Source organism: Actinoplanes palleronii (genome assembly GCF_016862315.1).
In the GTDB taxonomy this organism is placed as follows: domain Bacteria; phylum Actinomycetota; class Actinomycetes; order Mycobacteriales; family Micromonosporaceae; genus Actinoplanes; species Actinoplanes palleronii.
Genome location: NZ_BOMS01000188.1, coordinates 1 through 21,960, shown reverse-complemented (window position 1 = coordinate 21,960; position 21,960 = coordinate 1). Strand labels below are relative to the sequence as shown.

Annotated in this window: 20 protein-coding genes; 11 read left to right on the top strand and 9 right to left on the bottom strand. The window is 72.2% G+C overall.

The window, feature by feature from the left end; translation table 11 throughout:
- Positions 1-165: 165 nt before the first annotated feature.
- Positions 166-3,177 (bottom strand): M4 family metallopeptidase, encoded by a 3,012-nt coding sequence (locus Apa02nite_RS49175; protein WP_203831314.1) that lies wholly within the window; start codon positions 3,175-3,177, stop codon positions 166-168.
- 182 nt (positions 3,178-3,359) lie between these two features.
- On the opposite strand from Apa02nite_RS49175, the gene Apa02nite_RS49170 reads away from it, so the two are divergent.
- The 4 genes from Apa02nite_RS49170 (at position 3,360) to Apa02nite_RS49155 (ending at position 6,921) form a co-directional block, all read left to right on the top strand.
- The gene (locus tag Apa02nite_RS49170; RefSeq protein ID WP_203831313.1) at positions 3,360-3,806 is read left to right on the top strand and encodes a MarR family winged helix-turn-helix transcriptional regulator; all 447 of its coding nucleotides are present in this window, start codon (positions 3,360-3,362) and stop codon (positions 3,804-3,806) included.
- Between the two features lie 88 nt (positions 3,807-3,894).
- Entirely contained in the window at positions 3,895-4,416 is a 522-nt protein-coding gene (locus Apa02nite_RS49165; RefSeq protein ID WP_203831312.1) for a sigma-70 family RNA polymerase sigma factor, read from the top strand.
- Positions 4,409-5,647: a hypothetical protein gene (locus Apa02nite_RS49160; RefSeq protein ID WP_203831311.1), complete on the top strand. Its 1,239-nt coding sequence runs from the start codon at positions 4,409-4,411 to the stop codon at positions 5,645-5,647. Before Apa02nite_RS49165 ends, Apa02nite_RS49160 begins: the two co-directional genes overlap by 8 nt.
- A 176-nt stretch (positions 5,648-5,823) precedes the next feature.
- Positions 5,824-6,921 carry an acyltransferase family protein gene (locus Apa02nite_RS49155; protein WP_203831310.1) on the top strand — a complete coding sequence of 366 codons (1,098 nt, stop codon included), beginning with the start codon at positions 5,824-5,826 and terminating at the stop codon, positions 6,919-6,921.
- Between the two features lie 50 nt (positions 6,922-6,971).
- Here Apa02nite_RS49155 and Apa02nite_RS49150 read toward each other — a convergent pair whose 3' ends face one another.
- Positions 6,972-7,601 (bottom strand): 4a-hydroxytetrahydrobiopterin dehydratase family protein, encoded by a 630-nt coding sequence (locus Apa02nite_RS49150; RefSeq protein WP_203831309.1) that lies wholly within the window; start codon positions 7,599-7,601, stop codon positions 6,972-6,974.
- 57 nt (positions 7,602-7,658) lie between these two features.
- Positions 7,659-8,342: a DUF998 domain-containing protein gene (locus Apa02nite_RS49145; RefSeq protein ID WP_203831308.1), complete on the bottom strand. Its 684-nt coding sequence runs from the start codon at positions 8,340-8,342 to the stop codon at positions 7,659-7,661.
- A 116-nt stretch (positions 8,343-8,458) separates the two neighbouring features.
- On the opposite strand from Apa02nite_RS49145, the gene Apa02nite_RS49140 reads away from it, so the two are divergent.
- Entirely contained in the window at positions 8,459-9,604 is a 1,146-nt protein-coding gene (locus tag Apa02nite_RS49140; protein WP_239165116.1) for a winged helix DNA-binding domain-containing protein, read from the top strand.
- A gap of 3 nt (positions 9,605-9,607) precedes the next feature.
- Here the strand turns inward: Apa02nite_RS49140 and Apa02nite_RS49135 are convergent, their stop codons facing one another.
- Positions 9,608-10,282 carry a DUF6348 family protein gene (locus Apa02nite_RS49135; RefSeq protein WP_203831307.1) on the bottom strand — a complete coding sequence of 225 codons (675 nt, stop codon included), beginning with the start codon at positions 10,280-10,282 and terminating at the stop codon, positions 9,608-9,610.
- 71 nt (positions 10,283-10,353) lie between these two features.
- On the opposite strand from Apa02nite_RS49135, the gene Apa02nite_RS49130 reads away from it, so the two are divergent.
- A complete protein-coding gene (locus Apa02nite_RS49130; RefSeq protein WP_203831306.1) occupies positions 10,354-10,863 on the top strand; it encodes a GNAT family N-acetyltransferase in 510 nt (169 codons plus the stop codon).
- 372 nt (positions 10,864-11,235) lie between these two features.
- Here the strand turns inward: Apa02nite_RS49130 and Apa02nite_RS49125 are convergent, their stop codons facing one another.
- A complete protein-coding gene (locus Apa02nite_RS49125) occupies positions 11,236-11,472 on the bottom strand; it encodes a hypothetical protein (RefSeq protein WP_203831305.1) in 237 nt (78 codons plus the stop codon).
- Between the two features lie 108 nt (positions 11,473-11,580).
- Between Apa02nite_RS49125 and Apa02nite_RS49120 the strand changes: the two genes are divergently transcribed.
- Positions 11,581-12,300, top strand: a complete 720-nt coding sequence (locus tag Apa02nite_RS49120; protein ID WP_203831304.1) for a TetR/AcrR family transcriptional regulator — start codon at positions 11,581-11,583, stop codon at positions 12,298-12,300.
- 12 nt (positions 12,301-12,312) lie between these two features.
- Here the strand turns inward: Apa02nite_RS49120 and Apa02nite_RS49115 are convergent, their stop codons facing one another.
- The gene (locus tag Apa02nite_RS49115) at positions 12,313-12,576 is read right to left on the bottom strand and encodes a hypothetical protein (RefSeq protein WP_203831303.1); all 264 of its coding nucleotides are present in this window, start codon (positions 12,574-12,576) and stop codon (positions 12,313-12,315) included.
- Positions 12,577-12,836: 260 nt separating this feature from the next.
- The gene (locus Apa02nite_RS49110) at positions 12,837-13,736 is read right to left on the bottom strand and encodes a DMT family transporter (protein ID WP_203831302.1); all 900 of its coding nucleotides are present in this window, start codon (positions 13,734-13,736) and stop codon (positions 12,837-12,839) included.
- A gap of 72 nt (positions 13,737-13,808) precedes the next feature.
- Here Apa02nite_RS49110 and Apa02nite_RS49105 point away from each other — a divergent pair, with 72 nt between their 5' ends.
- Together Apa02nite_RS49105 and Apa02nite_RS49100 are read left to right on the top strand one after the other, a co-directional pair.
- The gene (locus Apa02nite_RS49105) at positions 13,809-14,732 is read left to right on the top strand and encodes a LysR family transcriptional regulator (protein WP_203831301.1); all 924 of its coding nucleotides are present in this window, start codon (positions 13,809-13,811) and stop codon (positions 14,730-14,732) included.
- A gap of 107 nt (positions 14,733-14,839) precedes the next feature.
- The gene (locus Apa02nite_RS49100) at positions 14,840-16,507 is read left to right on the top strand and encodes a GGDEF domain-containing protein (protein ID WP_203831300.1); all 1,668 of its coding nucleotides are present in this window, start codon (positions 14,840-14,842) and stop codon (positions 16,505-16,507) included.
- A 12-nt stretch (positions 16,508-16,519) separates the two neighbouring features.
- On the opposite strand, the gene Apa02nite_RS49095 is transcribed toward Apa02nite_RS49100, so the two are convergent.
- Positions 16,520-17,560, bottom strand: coding sequence for a DUF4034 domain-containing protein (locus Apa02nite_RS49095; protein WP_203831299.1), 1,041 nt, complete (start codon positions 17,558-17,560; stop codon positions 16,520-16,522).
- A 28-nt stretch (positions 17,561-17,588) separates the two neighbouring features.
- Entirely contained in the window at positions 17,589-18,566 is a 978-nt protein-coding gene (locus tag Apa02nite_RS49090) for an SGNH/GDSL hydrolase family protein (RefSeq protein ID WP_203831298.1), read from the bottom strand.
- A 249-nt stretch (positions 18,567-18,815) separates the two neighbouring features.
- Here Apa02nite_RS49090 and Apa02nite_RS49085 point away from each other — a divergent pair, with 249 nt between their 5' ends.
- Complete coding sequence (locus Apa02nite_RS49085; protein WP_203831297.1) at positions 18,816-21,044, top strand: M4 family metallopeptidase; 2,229 nt, start codon at positions 18,816-18,818, stop codon at positions 21,042-21,044.
- A gap of 103 nt (positions 21,045-21,147) precedes the next feature.
- Positions 21,148-21,957: an MBL fold metallo-hydrolase gene (locus Apa02nite_RS49080; protein WP_203831296.1), complete on the top strand. Its 810-nt coding sequence runs from the start codon at positions 21,148-21,150 to the stop codon at positions 21,955-21,957.
- Positions 21,958-21,960 lie beyond the last annotated feature (3 nt).

Sequence of the window (21,960 nt, the reverse complement as noted above, 5' to 3'; positions counted from 1 at the left end):
GCGGCCAGACCCTGCGAGAAGCTGGCCGTTTGTTACCGGGACATTAAAAGTTTTGAATGTCCGCGTCCATCTTTTGCATTGATCGGCATCAACTTTTGTCACAACCAGCAAAAGCGGGAGCGTGCGGACCGGCGCTCCCGAGAGCCGGCCCGCACGCTCCCGGGGCTACTTGACCTTCAGAGTGATCGCGGAGCTGGTCGCGGACGCGTTGGAGGCGCTCCCGCCGGCCACCACGCGCAGCGTCCACGTGCCACGCTTGAACGCGCGGGAGAACGTGTACGCCCCGCTGGCCGCCGTTTTCACGCTGGTGACCGTCACCCAGCGTGAGCCCGATCTGCGCTGCAGCGTGATCTTGACTCCGGCACGGGCCGGCTTCGCCGTACCGTAGATCTTGATTTTCTTGTTGGCCCTGGGTTTGGTCGTGCTCGCCTTGATCGTGACGGTGTGACGGACGGTGAGCGTCCGGGTCGCCGAGGTGGCCGGCCACATGCCGGCGAGGCCGGTGAACCGGACCCGGTAGGCGGTCGTCGTGGCCGGTTTCACCGTGGAACGCCAGACGCCCTTCACGTCGGTCTTGACCGTTGCGACCAGGCTCCAAGTGGTCCGGCCGGCCGGGCGCTGTTCCAGGGTCAGCGTCGCGCCGGCGGTCGCGGCGGTGCCGGACCGCAGGACCTTGCCGGTGAGCACGGCCGCCTTCCCGTGACTGACCGTGGGCGGTGAGACGGTCAGGGGTACGCCGGCGGGCGTCAGCGTGGAGACGTGCTCGATCCCGTCACCGGCCGCGCTGGTCGCGCGGATCCCTATCGTGTACGACCTGAGCACGTCGAGACCGGTCACCCGCAGTGAACGGGCGCCGGCGTCCAGCGTGGTGGTGGCACCCGGCGAGACCCGGACGACGTAGCCGGTCGGCAGCGCGCCGGACGACGGTTTGTCCCACGCGACGAGCGCGGTGCCGCTGCCCGGGGTGACACGCACCGCGGCCGGGACGGCCGGCACCTGCGCGGGAGTGACCGTCCACGGGACCGACACGGTCGTCTGGTCGCCGTCGATGTCGGTGGCGGTCACCACCGTGGTGCCCGACCCGGCGGTGGTGGGGATGCCGTCGACGATGGCGGTCGCCGCACCCCAGTTCCCCGACAACAGCCGCAGAGTGAGCCCGTCCGGCAGACCCTCGGCGGTCACCGTCACCGACTTCTCCGGGTCTTTCCGATAGTCGGGGGCGTCCTCGAAGAGCACGCTGTAGAAGCCCTTGACGCCCAGCTGCAGATTGCCCGTGCCGATCCGCTGCTTGAGCACCGGAGGGCCCTTCACCACCCAGAACAAGAGTTCGCGGTCGGCATTACCGTCCGGGTCGGTGGCGATGACGTAACCGATGTACTCGCCACGGGTGGTGGGTGTGCCGCTGATCAGGCCGTCCGGGGAGATGGTCAGTCCGGGCGGCAGGACGTCGGCGCTGAAGGTGACCGGCTGGCCCTGCGGCTCGCGGGCGCTGGCCCGCAGCTGCACGGCGTGGCCGACGCGCGGGCCGGGCATGGAGTCGGCGAACGGCGCGATCTGCGGCGCGCTTCCGGAAACCGCCCCGGAACCGTCCACCCCGGCGGCCGCCCACGCCGCGTCGACGGTACGGCGCTCGATGCTGTCCGGGCCGTAGAGATCGGCGGCCGCGAGCAGGGTCGCCTCCCGGGCACCGGCGTAGTTGGTGTTCGACACCATGTAGACGGTCAGCGCCCGGTACCAGATCTGCGCGGCACGGTCGTTGCCGAGGCCGGTGACCGGCGCGGCGTCCCCGCACGGCGGGCTGTCGCCCCACGACGAGACGCCACTGCCGACGGCCAGGGTGTAGAAGAACTTGTTGCCGATCCCCGACGAGTTGTGCACGTCGAGGTCCTTGACGGTCGGCGACCAGCAGGAGGCCGACTCGCCGTCCCGGCTCGGCTCGTCCATCACCCGCAGTGCCGGGGCCCGGGTCTCGGTCTTCTCGCCGACCAGGTAGTCCGGCGGATCGGCCGGGCTGTTCACCGCGAACTCGACGAGCGTGCCGAAGATGTCACTGCTGGACTCGTTGAGGCCACCGGACTCGCCGGAGTAGACCAGGTCGGCGGTGGCGCGGGTGAGACCGTGCGCCATCTCGTGGGCGACCACGTCGAGCGTGGTGAACGGCTTGCCGGGCGGGGCGCCGTCACCGAACATCATGCACTTGCAGTTGGTGTTCCACGCGGCGTTGGCCTGGTCGACCTCGTGGTGGACGTACGCGGTGACGCCCTTGCCGTCGGCGAACAGGCCGTCGCGGCCGAACGTCTCCCGCAGATAGTCCGCGGTGCGGGTCATGCCGTAGTACACGTCGACGGCGCCGGTCGCGCGATCGGCGCCGCTGCCGTCACCCCAGGCGTTGTCCTCGTCGGTGAACTCGGCGAACGTGCCCGGCTTCGAGGTGTAACGCTGGTTCAGCGCGTCACGGACGGTGTTGCCACCGCGATCCGGGTCGACGAGCGTGTACGTCCCGTCGGCGCGCCGCATGGTGCTCAGCGCGACGTCACCGACCTGCAGGCCGTGGCCGGTTCCGGACTCGGCGGTCTCCAGCAGGTCCCAGCCGCGCCGGATCGCGCCGGTGCCCGCGTCGATGACAGTGACCTTGCCGCCGCCGGTGACCTCCCAGGCCAGAGCCGGCTCGCCGTCGATGGCGTCGACCACCTGGCGGGCGCTGCCGCGGGGCTGACCGGCCGCCTTCAGCGCTCGCGCACGGCTGACCTTCGCGGTCGCCGGGACGTCGATGGCCTGCTGCTGGGCGACGGTGGCGCCGGCGAAGCTGCCGGTCGCGCCGGAGTGCACGACGACGTCGCCGCCGAGGACGGGACGGCCCTGGTGGGTGCGCTGGAACCGGACGTGCTGGGCGCCGTCGTCGTCGGTCACGGTGCTGGTGGGGTGGTATTCCTCGCCCGGGGCGGAGCGCAGAGCGGCGCCGTTGGCGCGGATCTGGGTGCGGGCGTCGGCGGCAGCCTTCGCCTTCGTCTTCGTCGTCTGGGGCTTCGCGGTCGCGGTCACTGTCGCTTCATGGGCGGGTTCCTGCGCTTGCGGTTCCGCGACCGCAGGCCCGTCTCGCACGACGGCGACCCCCGCTCCGGTCAGGACCAGCGCCGCAGCCAGCACCATCGCGCCACGCCTATGTCGGACTGCCATCCTCATTCTCCCCCGTCGATCTTCAGCGAGGGAGGGACGTTACCGGATCGGCGTGCGGCGCACCGACCCGGATTCCGATGAGGACGGTCGGTCGCATGCAGGTCGGGTCGTCGATCGGCCGGCTGCCCACCGGCGCCGAGCCAGCCACGGCGAGGTGACCGCGGCGTCACTACGATGGCCCGATGAACCCCGCCACCGCCAACCCCTCTGCCGCTGACGACGGCCTCGCCGCGCAGCCCGTCGGCTACTGGAGCGGCGCCCTGCACCAGGCCGTCGTCACCCGGCTGCGCGACGCGATGGCCACCATCGACGTCACCCAGCCGCAGTGGTGGACGCTCACCCGGGTCGACGCCGGTGACGGGCTCACCCGCGAGACCGTGGCGGCGCAACTGGCGAGCGTCGCCGACGGTCCGCACGAGGTCCCGCGCGCCGTCGACCAGCTCCTGCACCGCGGCTGGATCGTCGCGGACGAGACCGGACGGCTGCACCTGACCGACGACGGCCGGGCGGCACAGCGCCGGATCACACAGTTGGTCACCGAGCTGCGAGCGCAGATCCACGACGGCATCCCGGACGAGGAATACGTCGTGGCCCTCAAGGTCATGCGCCGAATGATCAAAAACATCTGACCCGTCGGAAAAACCTGGATCCCGAGTGCAACCGTACGGTCCTGCCGTTTGTCCTTCCTCCCGACAGACATAGACGACGGGGGCATGAGTGGACGCGGAGGACGCGGTACGGCAGGCCTACGAGGCCTACTACCGGCGGCTGGTGACCCAGGTGTCCGGGCTCGTCGGTGACCTCGCCGAGGCGGAGGACGCCGTGCACGAGGCGTTCGCCCGGGTGCTGGCGTCGCCGCGGTCGTTCCTGCACGCCGACGACGCCGAGCGCTGGTTGCGGGTCGCGGCGCTCAACGTCGCCCGGACCCGGTACCGGCGGCGCTGGCTCTTCGACCGGCTGGTCCGCTCGGGCCGCGTGGAGATCGCCCCCGGCTCGGTGCCCGGCGTCTCCGGCGACCGGGTGGCGCTGCTCGCGGCGCTGCGCCGGCTCGCACCACCGACCCGGGAGGCGGTGGTGCTGCACCACCTGGCCGACCTGTCGGTGGCCGAGGTCGCCGCCACGCTCGGCGTTCCGGCCGGCACGGTCAAGGCCCGGCTCGCCCGGGGCCGGGCCGCGCTCGCCCGCTTCCTGTCCGACGACGAGACCGTCCCGCTGGCCGAAGGGTTGAAGCATGCGTGAGCCGGACTTCGAGAGGCTGCGGAGCGAGGTCGGCGACGCGGTCCGACAGCCTGATTTTTTCACCGTACGACGGCGAGCACGGCAGGTGCGCCGCCGTCGGGCCGTCACCTCCGGCGCGGTGTTCCTGGCGACCGTGCTGGCCGCGACGAGCTTCGGGTACGCGGTGCGCAGCGGGCCGGCCGACGGTGGACCGGTCGGTTCCGCGGCCTCCCCCACCGACGGCTGGCCCCGGATGAGTGCGGTGACCGGCACCGGCGACGAGCTGTACACCCTGATGGAGAGCTGCGAGAACTGCCGTGCGCAGCTGTACGCCTCGGCCGACGACGGAGCGTCCTGGCAGCGCCGCACCGAACCACCCGCGGCGAAGAACAGCTCCGGGATGAGCACGGTCACCTCGCTCGCGCCGGGCGTCGTCGTCTGGCGCGACGCTCGCACGGTCACGGGCGCCGAGATGGTCGGCCAGACCCTTTTCGATCACCTGTCGATCACGACCGACGGCGGGCGGAGCTGGCGCCGATCCGCCGTCGACACGTCCCCGGTCGCAGCGGTCCCGGCCGGCACGCAACCGGTCACCTGTGAGTTCCTGGAGATCAAAACGTGTGTCTACGCCGCGGTGGACCCCGTCACCGGCCGGTTCGCTCCGCTGGCCCGGCAACCCGTCGGCATCAAGGTCCCGGACGCTTCGCCATTCACGATCAACATGCCGCAGGACGGACCGCTGTGGGTGTCCGGGATGGATCCGACCACACACAAGCCGGCGGTGGCGACCAGTCCCGACCGGGGCCAGACCTGGCGCACGCACGTCTTCACCGACGCGGCGACCATCTCGTTCGGCAAAGAGCAACAGGCGGTCGCCTGGCCGCTGCTGCCGCAGGTGGCTGCCGGGCCTGGCGGAACGGCCTACGTCCGGACCTCTCGCAACCAGACCGAGCAGGACACGCACTACACCGCTGACGGCGGGCTGACCTGGCACGGCGGGGACACGATTCACGACGCCCGGATGCATGGCGCGTTCGTCGCCGCCGACGGCAGGCCCATCGTCCGGACCGACACCGGCTTTCTCGCCGGCGACAGCACCGGCCGGTACACACCGGTGCCGGTCTCCGGGTATCCCGAGACACCCACCCAGCAGGCCCAGCTGATCTCTCCACACCGGTATCTGGCAGCTGCGGAGAACGGCCCCTACCTCTCCGAGGACGGCCGCACCTGGCGACAGGTCCCCCTCCCCTAGCTCACCTCCACACCCGGTAACGGACTGGCCGCCGGCCAGCGCCGGTGGCCGGCGTGCGCCCGAAACGCGCCTGGTCACCACCAGTCCCCGTGGCTGGTGTGTGCCCGCAACACGCCGTGTCGCCGCCAGTACCCGTGGCTGGCGCGTGCCCGCAACGCACCGACGGGAGCCACCCCTTGACCGCTATAAACACGCCCGCGCCGACCCGGACCGCTCCCGGCACCCGGATCTCCGGGCTCGACGGCATCCGCGGGCTCGCCGCGCTCTACGTCGTCGTGCACCACTGCTGGCTGCTGTCCTTCCCCGGCTACCCGGCCAACCACGGGCCGTCCTGGCTGGGCTGGCTGATCCACGGCCGGCTCGCGGTGGTCGTGTTCATCACCCTGTCCGGGTTCTCGCTGGCCATCGCGCCGGCCCGGAACGCCTGGCAGCTGGGCGGCACGTGGCGCTTCGCCCGGCGGCGCGCCCGGCGCATCCTGCCCGCGTACTGGGCCGCCCTCGCCGCCAGCGCGGTGAGCGCCGCTGTCGTGCCGGAGCTGCCGCTGAGCGCGCCACCCACCGTACGATCAATGGTTGTTTTCGGTCTTCTCCTGCAGGATGCCGTCGCCGCGCCGGCGCCGAACGGCGCACTCTGGTCCATCGCCGTGGAGGCCGGGCTGTACCTGGCGTTCCCCCTGCTGCTCCTGCTCCGCCGCCGGGCCGGTGCGACCGTGACGCTCGCCGTCGTCACCGTTCCGGTCGTGCTGGCCGGCCTGCTCACCCCGGGCCTGTCCACCGGCGCGCGGGCACTCGGGTACACCCTGGAGCTGGCCCCACTGTTCACCATCGGTCTGCTGGCCGCCGGGATCGTCGCGGCCGGCGAGCGGATCCGCCGGCTGCCCTGGCTGGGCCTGGCCTTCCTGGCCGCGCTGCCGATCCTGACACTGATCACTCTGCGCGGTTCGGCGTGGACGGTCACGCACTACTACTGGGTGGATCTCGCCGCCGGACCCGCGATCGCCATGGCCCTGGCCGCGGTCGCCACCCGCCGGCCCCGCCGTCTCGTCGGGCTGCTGGACTCCCGGCCACTGCGCGCCCTCGGCGGCTTCTCCTACAGCCTCTACCTGATCCACATGCCGATCGTCGCGCTGATCAGCGCCCAGCTCGTCGCACCCCGGACCGGAACGGGCCTGACCACTTTCGGCCTCACCGTGCTGCTGGTGATTCCGCTCTGCCTACCCGCGGCCCGCCTCTTCGCCGCCCTCTTCGAAACCCCGTTCCAGCAGCGCCGGTAGTGCGCCCCCGGCTGGTCGTGAGGGGTGTCTCGGGGCTCCTGAGGCACCCCTCACGACCGGCCGAGCCAGGTGGCGACGCACGCCTCATTGCCCTCGGCGTCGGCCAGGATCCACCACTTCGGTGCATGCGCGTCCGAGACCAGGTGGCCGCCGGCGGCCAGAGCAGCGGCGACGCGGGCCTCGGCCTGATCGTGCGGAACCGCGACGTCGAGATGCATCCGGTTGCGCTGCGGGCGCGCCGCGTCCATCGACTGGAACCCGAAACCCGGGCCACGCCGCGCCGGGTCGGAGAGGTGGTCGTCGCCGATCTGGCGGTAGCCGAGCAGCGCCCGCCAGAACGGCAGCACGTCCGTCCCGGCCAGGGCATCGAGGGTGACATTGATCAGCTGCACGGCGCTCGGGTCGGCGGTGAGGTCGAGTTCCTCGGCGGCGGCCGAGATCCGCCGGGCCAGCGAGACGTCCCGCCGGGTCAGGCTCACGGTGACGCCGGCGCTGCGCAGATCGATGATCAGGTGCTGCTGCTCGGCCTCGTCGGCGAGCCGGCCGATCGCCTCGACGAGCGCGACGCCCCGGGCCAGCGAATCGGTCGGGAAGTGCGCAGAGACCAGGTGGTAGAGGCAACGCCAGTCCTCGACACCGCCGGCCGCATGAAACTCCCCGGCCGCGATCTGCCCTGTCATGCCGCCGAACCTAACACCGGCCCGATCCCGGGTCGGCCGGCACGGCGCGACATCGGGTCAGTCGGTGGCGGCGCGGCGTTTCGCGGCGAGGGCGAAGAGCCACAGCCAGCCCACGGACACGCACAGCCGCTGCCACAGCCCTCCGACGGACACCCACGGATCCGCACCGCTGAAGCCCATCGTCGCGAACACGAAGAACACCGCGAACGTGACCCCGCTCAGCACCGAATACCCCGCGAACCAGCCGGACCGGCGGCGTGCGAAAACCACCCCTGCGATCAGCATGACCAGGGTCAGCGCCAGGAATCCGGGCAACGAGAAGGCCACGTCGTGCAGCCGCCCGTGCCAGGTCACCGGGCTCGCGGCCGTCGGATAACCACCGATCGGATCGGTCACGAAGACCCCGGCGCCGACAAGAGCAACACCCCAGACCCCGACCAGCAACGGTACGACCAGAGCACCCGCCCCGCCCCGCAACGACCGGCGCAGACCGACCGCGAACAGCACGGTCAGCAGTCCACAGACCACGAAGGTGACGATCTGCTGCCAGCCGTGCGGTCCAAGTGCGAGGGAGCTGACCGGGTGGCGCAGCGGGTCATAACCGTGACCGCGGAACGCCCCCTCCACCAGGTACGCCGTGGTGAAGAGCGGTCCGACGAGAAGGCCGGCGACCAGCAGCCGGCTGGGGCGGGAGGGTGGCCGGGCCGGGGTGGCCGCGGCCACCGCTGTCAACGTCGTCATGCCGTCAACCGTAGTTGACAGCGACGTCGAGCGTCAACCGAAGTTGACAGATCGTTTCCGCGGGTCGCTCGCGATAGGTGACAGACGCTGGCCGCAATCGCTGCGACCCTGGTCGGGTGACGACAGCCATCCTCGACCGGCGAGCACTCAACCGGGCCACCCTCGCGCGCCAGTTCCTGCTCCAGCGCACCGGCACTCCCGTGCTCGACACCGTCGCCCACCTGGTCGGGTTGCAGGCGCAGGAGCCGGGCGAGCCGTTCATCGGCCTCTGGTCCCGGGTCGAGGGTTTCGCGCCCGCCGAGCTGTCCCGGCTGCTCGAGGACCGCGCGGCGGTCCGGATGCACCTGATGCGCCGCACCGTGCACCTGGTCACCGCGGACGACGCGGTCGCCTGGCGGCCCCGGCACCAGTCCCTGCTGCGGCAGAAGGCCGTCGGCGTGTACCGCACCGACCTCGCCGCCGTCGACCTGGATGAGCTCACCGCCCGCGCGCAGGAGCTGATGGCCGACGGTCAGCCGCGCTCACTCGGCGAGGTCGGCCGCGCGCTGGCCGAGCACTGGCCCGCGACCAGGCCGCGGGTGCTGGGCGAGGTCGCCGTCGCCGCGCTCGTACCGTCGGTGCAACTCCCCCCGCGCGGCACCTGGCGCAGCTCTGCGGGCGCCCGCTACCTGCCCCTGTCCACCTGGCTCACCGGCTCTGCCCCGCCGCCGCCACCGGCTCCGGCTCCGGGGCGCCAGCCCGCCGTGCGATCAAAAGCGGACCAGTCTGCCGCGCCGTCGAAAGCGGACCAACTCGATCCGGGCGACGCCGAGCTGGTCCGGCGCTACCTGCGGGCGTTCGGCCCGGCGGCCAGCGCCGATCTGCGCGCCTGGTGCGGCCTGGCCGGCCTGCCGAAGGCCGTCGCAGCCCTGCGGGACGAGCTGGTCACGTTCCGCGACGACCGCGGCCGCATGCTGCTGGACCTACCCGACGCGCCCCGGCCCGACCCGGAGACGCCCGCCCCGGTCCGCTTCCTCCCGGCGTTCGACAACGCGATCCTCGGCTACCACGACCGCACCCGCATCATCGACGACGAGCACCGCAACCTGTCCGTCGCCGGCATACGGGTCGTCCTGATCGACGGCCGCGTCGCTGCCACCTGGTCCACCAGCACCGGCCCGGTCGTGGTGACGCCGCTGCGCCCCCTCACCCGCCCCGAACAGTCCGAGGTCACCGACGAAGCCGACCGCCTCACCACCTTCCTGGCGACCGGCAACGACTAGCCGCTATTCCGGGCCGACCAGCAGGACGAACGTGCGGGCCAGGCTGAAGCTCTCGGTGCGCGGCCAGTCCAGACCGGCAAGCGCCGCGTCGGCCGGTTCATACCGCCGCCCGTTGATCCGAACCTCGCACTCGGTGAAGTCGGCGCCCTGCCCGACCAGCATCCGGATGCCGTTGAGGTACGGCCGGTCCAGCTCGGGCGTGATCACCGGCGCCAGCGCCGACCACGGCATCGTCTCGGCGAACCACTGCTGCTTGCTCGTCGATCCGTCGACGGACCATCCGGTCACCCCGCCGACGACGGCGTGCCAGCCCGCGAACCCGCCCTGCTCACCGACCCGGAAGTGGGTCGCCAGCCGTCCGCGCTGCTCGACCATCTCCAGCACGGTGACCAGGCAGGTCTCGATCCACGACTGGATCGCCTGCCGGGCCGCGTCGACCGGGTCGGGGGCCAGACCGACCGCGCAGTCCACGATCGTCGGCATCTCCGGGCGGTCGGCGTTCAGAAGGATCTCCAGGTCGAGGTGCCGGTGGTCGTCACTGTGCGACGGCAGGACCCGGATGCCCAGCGAACCGGACCGCAACATCGGCCCGTCGGCCAGCCGCCAGTCACCGGGCAGTTCGGCGAGCATCGGCGCGGCGATCTCCAGCACGCGCTCAGCAGAGAGGGAGTTGATCACGACGGCCGAGCGTAGCCCGGCGCCGTCACTAATCGGTGGCGGCCTCCGTCGGCCGTTGGGTAGAAAACCACGTGACCTCATGGACGATCACCGCCGAAAGCGTCGACACCGCCGATTCCCTAGCCCTTCGCCGTGACTACTACGCCGAAGTCGCCGGCCGCTACTGGAACCGCCCGGCGACGACCGCGGAAGTCGACGAGGGCCTGGCAGGCGACGGCGCCGGCCTGCTCACCGCACCGACGGGCCACTTCGCGGTCGGCCGTCATGCCGGAGAGCCCGCCGCCTGCGGCGGTTTCCTGCTGCTGGACGACAACCGGGCCGAGCTCACCCGCGTCTACGTCCGCCCAGCCTTCCGCGGCACCGGCGGAGGCGCCTTCCTGCTGGCGGCCCTGGAGAACCGGGCCCGCGAGATGGGCGCGAACGACATGGTCCTCAACACCCGCCTCGACCTGACCGAGGCGCAGACCCTGTACCGCAGGCACGGCTACGCCGAGATCCCGGCGTACTGCACCGGCCCGTACATGGAGGTCTGGTTCGGCAAGAACCTGTTTGACTCTCCGTTACCTCTCAGTGCGCTTTAGCAAGCACACGGTTGGTAGTCCTGCCTTGCGGCGGGACGGTCCCGGCCTGACCGGCGGGTGCCGTGCCGGCCCGAACCGGAGCGGCCCCACCCTCACCAGCGGCGTCCAGTCCCACCCCGGCCGGTCCCGGGCTGCGGTCGTCGGCCACCTACCAGGATTCGGCTCCAGCTCACTGACATCCCACCGCGCGACCACCGCATCCGACCGATACGGATCATCAGCCAGGCCCGACCCGACGATCAGGGCGCTCGTGACCATCGTGTCCCGGCGTTCGAGGCACCCGCCGGGCGACCTTTCCCACTCGGTCTGGGCGCCCATCGAGAGCCCCCATCGCGCCACCTCAGGATCACCGCTCCGAGCGTCCGCGATAGGTCAGGCCGCGGACATCAGCTTCTCGCGCCGGATCTGGAGGACGGCGATCACTGCGAACGCGGCACCCGCTGCCGCGACCGCCGCGACGTAGCACCACGGAGCGGGCAGATAGTTCGCCGCCACCAGCGCGTGCGGCGCCTTGTCGGTGAACACCCGGAAGATGATCGCCAGCGGGCCCTCCCAGAGGCCCACGAACAGCGTGAGCATCATGGCGAGCCGATACCAGGCCTCGTTCACTCTTGCCTCCCTCGTGATACGAACGTATCCACGAAAGCATCTACACTCGGCGCCTACAAGGCATCACTCATCGTAACGTCACACCCATCGCGCGGACGGTCGGAGATCATGCGTGACGAAATGAAGTGCCGGGTCTGCCGTGGACCGCTGCGGCCGCCCGAGCGCGGCCGCCCGCCGCTCTACTGCTCCCGCGCCTGCCAGGCCCGGGCGTACCGGTCCCGCAAGAACCCGCCGCTCCCCGCGCCCACCGCGCCCGAGCTCGCCGGTCGCCCTCGCCAGATCGTCGAGGCGGTCTGGCGGATCGCCGCCGAGCGCGGCCTGCGGATGGCCACCGTCCGGGAGATCGCCGCCGAGGCGGGCGTGACCCCGCGGGTGGTGCAGTACCACTTCCCCGGCAAGCACCAGCTGCTGGTCACCGCGCTGCAGACGCTGCACCGCGACAACGACCGGCGGGCCCGGGACCGGTTCGCGGCCCTGCGCGACGCGTCCGACCCGCGCGTGCTGCTCCGCGCCGTCCTCGAGGAGTTGCTCCCGCTCGACGACCGGCGCCGCACCAGCCTGCGCGTGATGGCCGCCTATTACGCGTGGAGTCTCACCGACCCGGCGCTGGCCGCGGTCTTCCTGCACGCGGGACAACCCCTGGAGGACCTGGTCGCCACCCTGATCACGGCGGCCGGCGCACCACCCGCGATCGACCCGGCCGCCGAGGCGGACCTGCTCGTCGGCGGCATCAGCGGCCTCGGCCTCGACCTGCTGCACCGCCGCCGCACCCGAGCCGACGTCCTCCGAGTCCTGGACCACCACCTGAACCGCATCCTGCCGCGGTGACCGCGGGCGGCGTCAGGTCGCTGCGGGGCGGGAGGCCCAGCCGAGGTACGTCACCAGCGGCGGACCGTCCGGGTCCAGGAGGAAACCGGTCAGTGGGCCGACCTCCTCGTCGGTCAGCTGACCGCGCCGACGCCGCAGGACCGCGCTCACCAGGCGGCCGATGCTCGCCGGCTTGAAGCCGCACACGCCCTCACCCCGCAGCCCATGCGCATCCCGCGCCGCCGAGACCTCGGCCGGTGGGCGCAGGCGGGCCGCCGCATACCGGCCGGGCGGCATGATCCGGGTGAACCCGAGGCCCTGGAACGCTCCGAGGTAGACCGCCCGGCCGCAGCACCCGGGCCGCCTCCCGGACCACCGCAGTAGACGACGTGTCCGGAAACGGCCTTTTGCGCACACTGCCACCAGCCGCTGACCATCGACAACACCACGCAGCGGCCCGGTCCTGGCGGCCGGCTCGGTCCCGGCACCACGGTCATCGGGCCACTGTTGGCGCGCCGTCCCGGTTGATCCGCCGCGGCCAGGCAGGTGGTCCGTTTTCAGACCACCACTTTGGTACGAACAAGAGCGCGACGGGCAGTGACCGGGCGCAACTGCAGGACCACCGCGGCGGTGAGCACCAGCAACCCGCCGCCGTACTGCACCGGGGTCAGCGTCTCGGGCAGCACCACCCCGGCCAGCGCGGCCGTGACCACCGGCTCGAAGGTGGAGAGGATCGCCGCCGTCGACGGGCCGGTGCGGCGCAGTCCGGCCAGGAACGCGACCATCGCCAGCACGGTCGAGACCAGCGCGACGCACACCAGCCAGAACCAGCCGGCCGCGCCGAACCCGAGGTCGACCCCACCGGCGAGCGGGGCGTAGACCGCCTGGCCGAGCGTCGCGCCGGTCATCACCAGCGCGGACAGCACCGAGGCCGGCAACCGGCGCACCACCGTGTCGGAGACCAGGATGTACGCGGTGTAGGTGAGCGCGCAGCCGAAGGCCAGCACCGCACCGAGCACGTCGAAGCCCACCGCGCCGGCCCCGAGCAGCACCAGCAGCGTGCCGGCCGAGGCGACCAGCAGCGCGGCCACCCGGCGCGGCGTCAGCCGGTCCCGGCCGAGCAGCACCGCGCCGACCGTCACCAGCAGCGGATAGACATAGAAGATCAGCGCCAGCAGGGTGGCGTCCATCCGTTGCAACGCCGCGAAGTACAGGCCGGCCTGCAGCGCGTACCCGAAAGCTCCCAGACCGAAAGCGGTCAGCACGGTGCGCGCGGACATCCGGACCGGTGTGGCCGGCCTGCGGAGCAGGACTATCGCGGCGAGGATCGCCGCGGCCAGCGCGAACCGCACCAGCAACAGCGTGGCCGGGGTGACGCCGGCCGCGAACGCGAGCTTGCCGAAGATCGCCATCGCGCCGAAGCACGCCGCGGAGAGCACCAGGAGCAGAGGACCCATGACTCGAGCATCAGCCCGCTGACTGTTCAGGTCCAGTGATGATTCGTGGACGTGACTGGTTAGTATTTGTGCATGGTCGAGTTCGATCTGCGGCGGTTGCGGTTCCTGCGGGAGTTCGAGGAGCGGGGCACGCTCGGTGCGGTCGCGGCCGCGCTCGGGTACAGCCCGTCCGCGGTCTCGCAGCAGCTGGCCGTGCTCGAGCGGGAGGCCGGCGCGACGCTGCTGGAGAAGTCCGGGCGCGGGGTGCGGCTGACCGACGCCGGGTGGGTGCTGGCCCGGCACGCGCGGGTGCTGCTGGCGACCGCCGAGGCGGCAAGCGCGGATCTGGCCGCGCTGCACGACGAGGTGCGCGGCACGGTGCGGGCCGGTGGACTGCAGTCGGCGGCGCGGCGGCTGCTGGTGCCGGCGGTGGCCCGGACGATGGCCGCCCATCCGCGGGTCCGCGTGGAGGTGCTCGAGCTCGAACTCGAGCAGGCACTGCCGGAGCTGCGGCTCGGCGCGGCCGACCTGGTCGTCGGCGACGAGTACGACGGTCACCCCCGGCCCCGTCCGGGCGGGCTGCGGTTCGAGGCGGTGTACGAGGAACCGCTGCGCCTGGTCCTGCCGGCCGGGCATCCCCTGGCCGCGCCGGGCGGACCGGTCCCGATCGCCGCGCTGCGCGACGACGTGTGGGCCACCTCCAGCAAGGGTACCGGCCACTACCAGGCGCTGATCGGCACCTGCCGGGCACTCGGCGGGTACGAGCCGGACCTGCGGCACCTGGCCTACGACGCGGAGGTGCAGCTTGAGCTGGTCCGCAGCACCGGGGCGGTGGCGCTGCTGCCGAGTCTGACCCTGCCACCTGACGATCCGGCCCTGGCGGTGCGCGACGTGGCCGAGACCCGGGTCGGGCGGCGGCTGGTCGTCGTCACCCGGGCCGGGCGGCAGGCGCCGGCGCTCACCGCGTTCCTGACCGCGGTCCGCGAGCAGGCCGCTTCACTCCGGGCCGGACAGTGATCTACCGTGAGCCTCCGGTTTCCCTCAGGACCGAAGGGCGTCCACCGATGTACATCCCAGTTCGACCGGCAGCCGGTGACCCCGCCGGCGGCAGGAGGGGGAACGGTGTGTCCGTCGGCCAGCTAGTGGACCGGCCCGCGTCGCAGGCGGCCGCCGTGGAGACGATCGGGCGGCTGATCGCCCGCGCCGAGCAGATGCGCCTCGCCGGTGACTACCGGGCCGGCTGCGAGTCGGCGCAGCAGGCCGCCGAGCTGGCCGCGTCGATCGGTGACGTCCCGCGGCAGGCCGACGCGCTGCGCTCGCTGGCGAATCAGCTGCTGCGGATCGGCCGCCAGGAGGAGGCGATCACCGCCTGCCGGACCGCGGTCGCCGCGCTGGAGACGATCGGCGCCGACGCCACCATCTGCGAGATACTCACCCTCGAGGCGATGCCCTTGCGCGACCTGGGCATGCACGAGGAGGCCCTCGAGGCGCTGGCCCGGGCCCGGGAGATCGCCCAGGCGCTCGGCGACCGGGACCTGCTCTACTGGGTGCACAACCGCACCGGCGTGGTGCACGGCAGCATGGGCGACCACGAGCTGAGCAACACGTACCTGTCGCAGGCGCTGACCATGGCCGCCGACATGGACGACGAGGCGCGCTTCTGCATCCTCAACAACATCGGCGACAACGCGACGTACGAGGTGCCCCGGTTGCGCCGCGACGGCGAGCACGAGCGCGCCCAGCAGATGCTGACCGACGCGCTCGGCTGGGTGGGCGAGGCGCTGCGGCTGGCCCGCGCCGCGCGGCACCCGTTCCGCGAGTCGCTGAGCCTGGACAACTACGGGGTGCTGCTCGCCCTGGCCGGTGACGTCGCCGGGGCCGCCGAACACATCGAGCAGTCCCGGCTGATCGCGGTGCGGGCCGGGTACCGCTCGCTGGAGTCGGCGGCGCTGCAGCACCAGGCCCGGGTGCGGCTGATGAACGGCGAGCCGGCCACCGCCGTCGAGGGGCTGCTGGTCGCGCTGGAGCGGGCGCGCCACGACGGTGAGAAGCCGATGGCCATGGAGATCCTGCGGGAGCTGTCCGACGCGTACGAGCAGGTCGGCGACTTCCAGGCGGCGCTGCACAGCTATCGCGACTTCCACGACCTGGAGCGAGGCATCCACAACCAGGTGGCGGCCGCCCGGGCCCGGATGGCCGCGCACCACTTCGAGCTGGACAACGCCCGGCTGGAGGCCGAAAACGCACGCTTGGAGGCGGAGCTGCAACGCACCCACAGCGTGGAGCTGGCCGCGGCGAACCTGGTCTGGCGACGGCAGGCCACCGAGGACGCGCTGACCGGGCTGCCCAACCGCCGGACCGTCGACCAGCGGCTGCCGGTGCTCGCGGCCGCCCCCGGCCGGCTGTGCGTGGCGGTCGCCGACGTGGACCTGTTCAAGCAGGTCAACGACAGGTACGGGCACCTGGTCGGCGACGAGGTGCTGCGCCGGATCGCCGGGGTGTTCCTCGACGGGGTCCGGGAGACCGACCTGGTCGCCCGGTTCGGCGGCGAGGAGTTCCTGGTCGCGCTGGCCGGCACGGACGTGGCCGAGGCGCGCGCCGCGTGCGACCTGCTGCGGGCGCGGGTGGCCGGGTATCCGTGGGAGCAGATCGCCGACGGGCTGCGGGTGACGATCAGCTTCGGCGTCGCCGAGATCGCCGGCCCGGCGGACATCACGGCCGGCCTGAACGTCGCCGACCAGCGCCTCTACGAGGCGAAGCGGGCCGGCCGCAACCGCGTCCAGGCCGACTGACCCGGCCGCTTCTCAGCCGGCGCGGCGGGCGCGGGCCCGGGCCCGGACGAACGCCACGTCGTTGGGGCCTGCGCCCCACCAGCCCCAGGGTGTGGTGGTCATGAACTTGCCGATCGCCGCGAAGACCGGTGCGGCGTCGGCGTCCCGGCCGGAGCGGGCCAGCCCGTACGCCAGGTGGTTCAGGTCGTCGTACCAGTCGGGGTGCCGGGCGCCCGGCTGGTGGAACCAGCGGGACAGCGCGGTGTCCAGGTCGGACTGCATCACCGGGTCCTGCCGCCACTGCTCCTCGACCTCGGCGGCGGTACGGCGCGGTGCGGCACGGTCCTCCTCCCACAGCGCCCACTCGGCGGCGGCGCGCACCGGCAGCACGTGCAGCGGCGAGCCGGTCGGCGCGGTGGCGGTGACGGAGCGGGCGAAGCCGTACATCTGCTCGTGCGAGCCGCTCCACTTGCGGCAGCTGTGGGTGAGCCGCAGCTGATGGCCCTCCCAGTGCCACGGGTCACGGCGGGTCAGCTCGCGCCAGGTCTCGTCGACGCTCTCCCGTGGCGCGCTGCGGGCGATCTGTGTCCGCAGCCGGGTCACCCAGGGCGTGGGGTCGTCCGGTGCGAGCGCCATGGCACGGTCGTTGGCCTGGTCCGCCAGGTCGGCGAGCCGGGCGAACTCGGCCCACTGGTCCCGTCGGACGGTCGAGGCCCAGCCGCCGCCGCGCACCTCCCAGGCCCGCTCCAGCAGGGACCGGGCGCGGACCAGCTGTGCCTCCGGGTCGGCGGGGTTCCGGGCCGCCCACGTGTCGGCCCAGGCGGCCTCGGTGTCGACCCGGCCGGTCGTCTTGTCGGCGCGGGAGCCCAGCCCTCCGGCGGTCGACGCGGCGAGCACCCGGACGTAGCGGGCCCGGCGGGCGTGATCGCCCCGGGTGCCGGCCAGCGCGCGGCGGGCCGGTTCGGTGTCGGAGCCGTACCGGGCCTGTTCGCACGCCTCCCGCAGCGCCGTGTCGTCCTGCGCCGGGTTGGTGAGGATCTGACGGGTGAGCAGGCGCCACACGGAGGCAATCATGATCAACGATGGTAGAGGGCCGGTGCGGTCAGCGATCGTGGCGGTTCGGGTCGAAGGACACCCACGTGCTGACCGTGACGGTGCGGGTCACCCAGCGGCCGTGGACGCGGACGCGGCGGGTCTCGGTCACCCCGCGCTTGGCCTGCCAGGTCCAGGCCTTGGCCGCCCGGCCGGGGGCGGCGAGGTGCTTCCAGTACCAGCGGCAGTCGTAGTACGGGCTCCACCCCGGGCCCGGGGTGCCGTCGACCAGGTGGCAGAACCTGGCGTGGCTCACCGCGTACGGTGAAATGGTGGTGGTGTTGTCGGTCTTGAGGCCGAGGACCGGGACCATCGCGCGGAACCAGTTCCAGGACATCTTGGCGAAGCCCGCGTCGTTGGGGTGCAGGCCGTCGCGGATGTCGATGCCGGTGACGGTGCTCTGGTCGACCAGGTGCACCCGGGCGCTCTTGGCGGCCACGATGCCGGGCACCTGGGCGTTGAAGGTGTCGGTACGCTTCTGCTGGGCGGCGGCCGCGGCGGACCTGGTACCGGTGATCTTCGCGACGAAGACCTCGGCCTCCGGCGCCGCCGCGGTGATCCGGTCGATGAGGGCGGAGAGCCGGTAGGTCGCGCCCGCCGCGCCGGCCTCGGTACGCAGGTCGTTGGTGCCGATCTGCAGGAGCACCGCGTCCGGCCGGGAGGTGGACAGCCAGCCGTCGACCTGCGCGGCGATCTTCGCGATCGTCCAGCCGGAGTGGCCCTCGTGGTCGAGGTCCGCGGTCGCGGGGACGCCGTCGTGCTGCGAGCCGACGAAGTCGACGTCCAGGCCCGCGGCGGTGAGCCGGCGCTGCAGGTCGACCCGGTACGAGCTCAACGACGCCGACCCGATGCCCATCGTGATCGAGTCGCCCAGCGGCATGATCCGCAGTGGTGACGGCGCGGGCACGTCCTGGGCAGACACCGGCGAGGCACCGGCCAGGACGATGCCGGCGACAGCGAGCGCGGTGCGCAGAGCAGAGAGGATCACGCCCGGGACATCGGGCCGGCCCGGGCTCCACTGAGGGGCGGCGGCGGGAAGCAACCGCCGAGGTTGCCGGTCGGTTGCCGGGGGCGTCGTCGCTCCCCGGATGCACCCGGTGGCGTCCCGGATCGCCCCCGCGGCCGGCTGTCCGTTTCGGAACATGAAATTTACACATGTATCTTGCTATCCGGCCCGCCTTATATAGAAGGATAGACATCAGTAGATGTTTGTCCCTCAGTTCGCGGGAGGAAGTTAGTGAGAAAAGCATTTGCGCTGGCCGGCGTCATCGCGCTGGCCGGCGGAGGGCTGGCGGCGACCGCCACGACCGCGTCGGCTGCACCGCCCGTCTCCCCCGGCGCGTCGCTGGTGGCAGCGGCCGACCGGGCGCTCGCCCAGCATCCGAACGCCATCCGGGCCTCGTCCGACGACGCTTACCACGTCTACAGCAGCAAGACCGACACCGCCGGGCGCGGCACCGTCCGCTACACCCGCACCTATGACGGACTGCGCGTCTACGGCGGTGACCTGATCATCCGCACCGACGCCAAGGGCACGTACACCGGCAGTTCGGTCGGCCTGTCCACCCCGCTGACGCTGAGCACCGCGCCGAAGGTCACCGCCGCCAAGGCCCGCAAGGCGGCCACCGCGGCGTTCACCGGCAGGGTCACCGGCACCGGCGCGCCGGAGCTGTTCGTCGACGCGAGCCGGGGCACCGGCGTGTTGTCCTGGGAGACCGTGGTGAGCGGCTGGCTCGCCGACGGGCAGACCCCGTCGCGCCTGCACGTGCTCACCGACGCGCGGACCGGCAAGGTCACCGGATCGTACGACGAGATCGAGAGCGTCGCGGGCACCGGCACCGGCCTCTACACCGGCGAGGTGGCGATCGAGTCCACCCAGGCCGACACCGGCTACCTGCTCACCGACCCGGTACGCGGCGGCGGCACCACCTGCGACATGGGCAACCGGACCTCGGGCACCTGCGCCACCTTCACCGACGCGGACAACGTCTGGGGCACCGGTCTCAACTCCGACCGGGCCTCGGCCGGTGTCGACGCGCACTTCGGCGCGGCGACCACGTTCGACTACTTCAAGAACGTGCACGGCCGCAACGGCATCTTCGGCAACGGGACCGGTGTGCCGTCGCGGGTGCACTACGGCAGCGCCTACGTGAACGCGTTCTGGGACGGCGCCCAGATGACGTACGGTGACGGCTCCGGCAACGCGAAGCCACTGGTGGCGCTGGACGTGGCCGGGCACGAGATGTCGCACGGCGTCACCGAGAACGTGGTGCCGGGCGGGCTCACCTACTCCGGCGAGTCGGGCGGCCTGAACGAGGCGACGAGCGACATCTTCGGCAGCATGGTGGAGTTCTACGCGAACACCACCGTCGACCCGGGTGACTACGACATCGGCGAGAAGATCGACATCCGGGGCACCGGGGCGCCGCTGCGGTACATGTACAACCCCACCCTGGACGGTTCCTCGCACGGCTGCTGGTCGACCACCACCAAGAACGTCGACGTGCACTACTCGTCCGGCGTCGCCAACCACTTCTTCTTCGACCTGGCCGAGGGCAGTGGCGCCACCGCGTACGGGACCTCGCCGCTGTGCGGGTCGGCCTCCCCGGTCGCCGGGATCGGCCGGGACAAGGCGTCAGCGATCTGGTTCCGCGCCCTGGACAGCTACTTCGTCTCCAGCACCACCTACACCGCGGCGCGCGGCTACACGCTGTCGGCGACCGCCGACCTGTACGGCTTCTGCGGCACCGAGTACAAGGCGGTCCAGGCCGCGTGGACCGCGGTGAACGTGTCCGGCGACGACTACTGCTCGACCGGCAACGACTTCACCGTCACCCTGTCCGCGCCGACCACGGCGATCGACCCGGGCACCTCGGCCACGCTGACCGTGTCCACCGCGCTGATCAACGGCGAGGCCGAGGAGGTGACGTTCAGCGCCGGCAGCACCCCGGCCGGCGTCACCGTCGCGTTCGAGCCGGCCACCGTCACCGCCGGTGAGTCCACCACGGTCACGGTCACCGCGGCCGCCGACGCGGGGCGCAGCAGCGCACCGGTCACCATCACCGCCACCGCCGCGTCGATCACCCGGACGGCGGCGCTCACCGTCACCGTCAACAGCGCGGCCGGCTGCTCCGCCAGCAACGGCACCGACGTTGCCATCCCGGACAACACCACGGTGACGAGCACGCTCGAACTCCCCGACTGCCTGACCGCCCCGTCGGCGACCAGCACGGTCGAGGTGCACATCGTGCACACCTACATCGGTGACCTGGTGGTCAGCCTGGTCGCGCCGGACGGCACCGCCTACGTCCTGCACAACCGGGCCGGCGGCAGCACCGACAACATCAACCAGACGTACACGGTGAACCTGTCCGGCGAGACCGCGCAGGGCACCTGGACGCTCCGGGTCCAGGACGCCGCCTCGGCCGACACCGGGCGCATCGACACCTGGACGCTCTCCCTCTAGGTGACAGCCCTCTATTGATCGCCGCAGCCGGGGCGGTGGCCGACGCGCCGCCGCCCCGGCCGGCGCCTGTCTGGGTATGGTGGTCGCCGAAGGGAGGCCGCCCGTGTTGACACAGGTCGCCGACGGTGTGCTGGTCCACCGGAGCGAGTTCCTCCAGAGCAACGCCGTCGCCGTGCACGGTGACGGTGGCGTGCTGCTGATCGACGCCGGGTTGCAGGATCACGAGCTGACCTGCCTGGCCGACGACCTGTCCGCGTCGGATCAGGCCGTGGTGGCCGGTTTCTCGACGCATCCGGACTGGGATCACCTGCTCTGGCACGCCCGGCTCGGCCCGGCACCGCGCTACGGCACGGCCCGGTGCGCGGCCGCCGTCCAGGAGCAGCTGTCCGACCCGGAGATCAAGACCAAGATCATCGATCATCTGGACGGGACCGGCATCGCCGAGCACGTCTCACTGGACCGATACGGCCTGATCACCGCCCTGCCGGCCGGCGCGGAACGGATTCCCTGGGACGGCCCGACCGTCCGGATCGTCGAGCACCAGGGGCACGCGCCCGGGCATGCCGCGCTGCTCCTCGAGGACCGCGGAGTCCTGGTCGCCGGTGACATGCTCTCCGACGTGCTGGTCCCGATGCTCGACTTCGACGGCGCCGACCCGGTCGAGGACTACCTGGCCGCGCTGCGCCTGCTGGAGGCGGTGGCCGGCGACGTGGCCGTGGTCGTCCCGGGTCACGGCTCGGTCGGCGGCGCCGGTCAGGCGCTGGACCGGATCGCGCTGGACCGGGCATATGTGCTCGCCCTGCGCGCCGGGCAGACCCCCGACGACCCGCGGATCGGGCCGGCGGCCAAGCCCGGCTGGGAGTGGGTCAGCGACCTGCACGCCGGTCAGGCCCGGCGCCTCGCCGCCCTTTAGACC

Excerpts from the sequence above, each read along its gene's own strand:
- Apa02nite_RS49175 (WP_203831314.1), bottom strand. The coding sequence starts at position 3,177 with ATGGCAGTCCGACATAGGCGTGGCGCGATGGTGCTGGCTGCGGCGCTG.
- Apa02nite_RS49170 (WP_203831313.1), top strand. The coding sequence starts at position 3,360 with ATGAACCCCGCCACCGCCAACCCCTCTGCCGCTGACGACGGCCTCGCC.
- Apa02nite_RS49160 (WP_203831311.1), top strand. The coding sequence starts at position 4,409 with ATGCGTGAGCCGGACTTCGAGAGGCTGCGGAGCGAGGTCGGCGACGCG.
- Apa02nite_RS49150 (WP_203831309.1), bottom strand. The coding sequence starts at position 7,601 with ATGACAGGGCAGATCGCGGCCGGGGAGTTTCATGCGGCCGGCGGTGTC.
- Apa02nite_RS49145 (WP_203831308.1), bottom strand. The coding sequence starts at position 8,342 with ATGACGACGTTGACAGCGGTGGCCGCGGCCACCCCGGCCCGGCCACCC.
- Apa02nite_RS49120 (WP_203831304.1), top strand. The coding sequence starts at position 11,581 with ATGCGTGACGAAATGAAGTGCCGGGTCTGCCGTGGACCGCTGCGGCCG.
- Apa02nite_RS49115 (WP_203831303.1), bottom strand. The coding sequence starts at position 12,576 with ATGCCGCCCGGCCGGTATGCGGCGGCCCGCCTGCGCCCACCGGCCGAG.
- Apa02nite_RS49110 (WP_203831302.1), bottom strand. The coding sequence starts at position 13,736 with ATGGGTCCTCTGCTCCTGGTGCTCTCCGCGGCGTGCTTCGGCGCGATG.
- Apa02nite_RS49105 (WP_203831301.1), top strand. The coding sequence starts at position 13,809 with ATGGTCGAGTTCGATCTGCGGCGGTTGCGGTTCCTGCGGGAGTTCGAG.
- Apa02nite_RS49095 (WP_203831299.1), bottom strand. The coding sequence starts at position 17,560 with ATGATTGCCTCCGTGTGGCGCCTGCTCACCCGTCAGATCCTCACCAAC.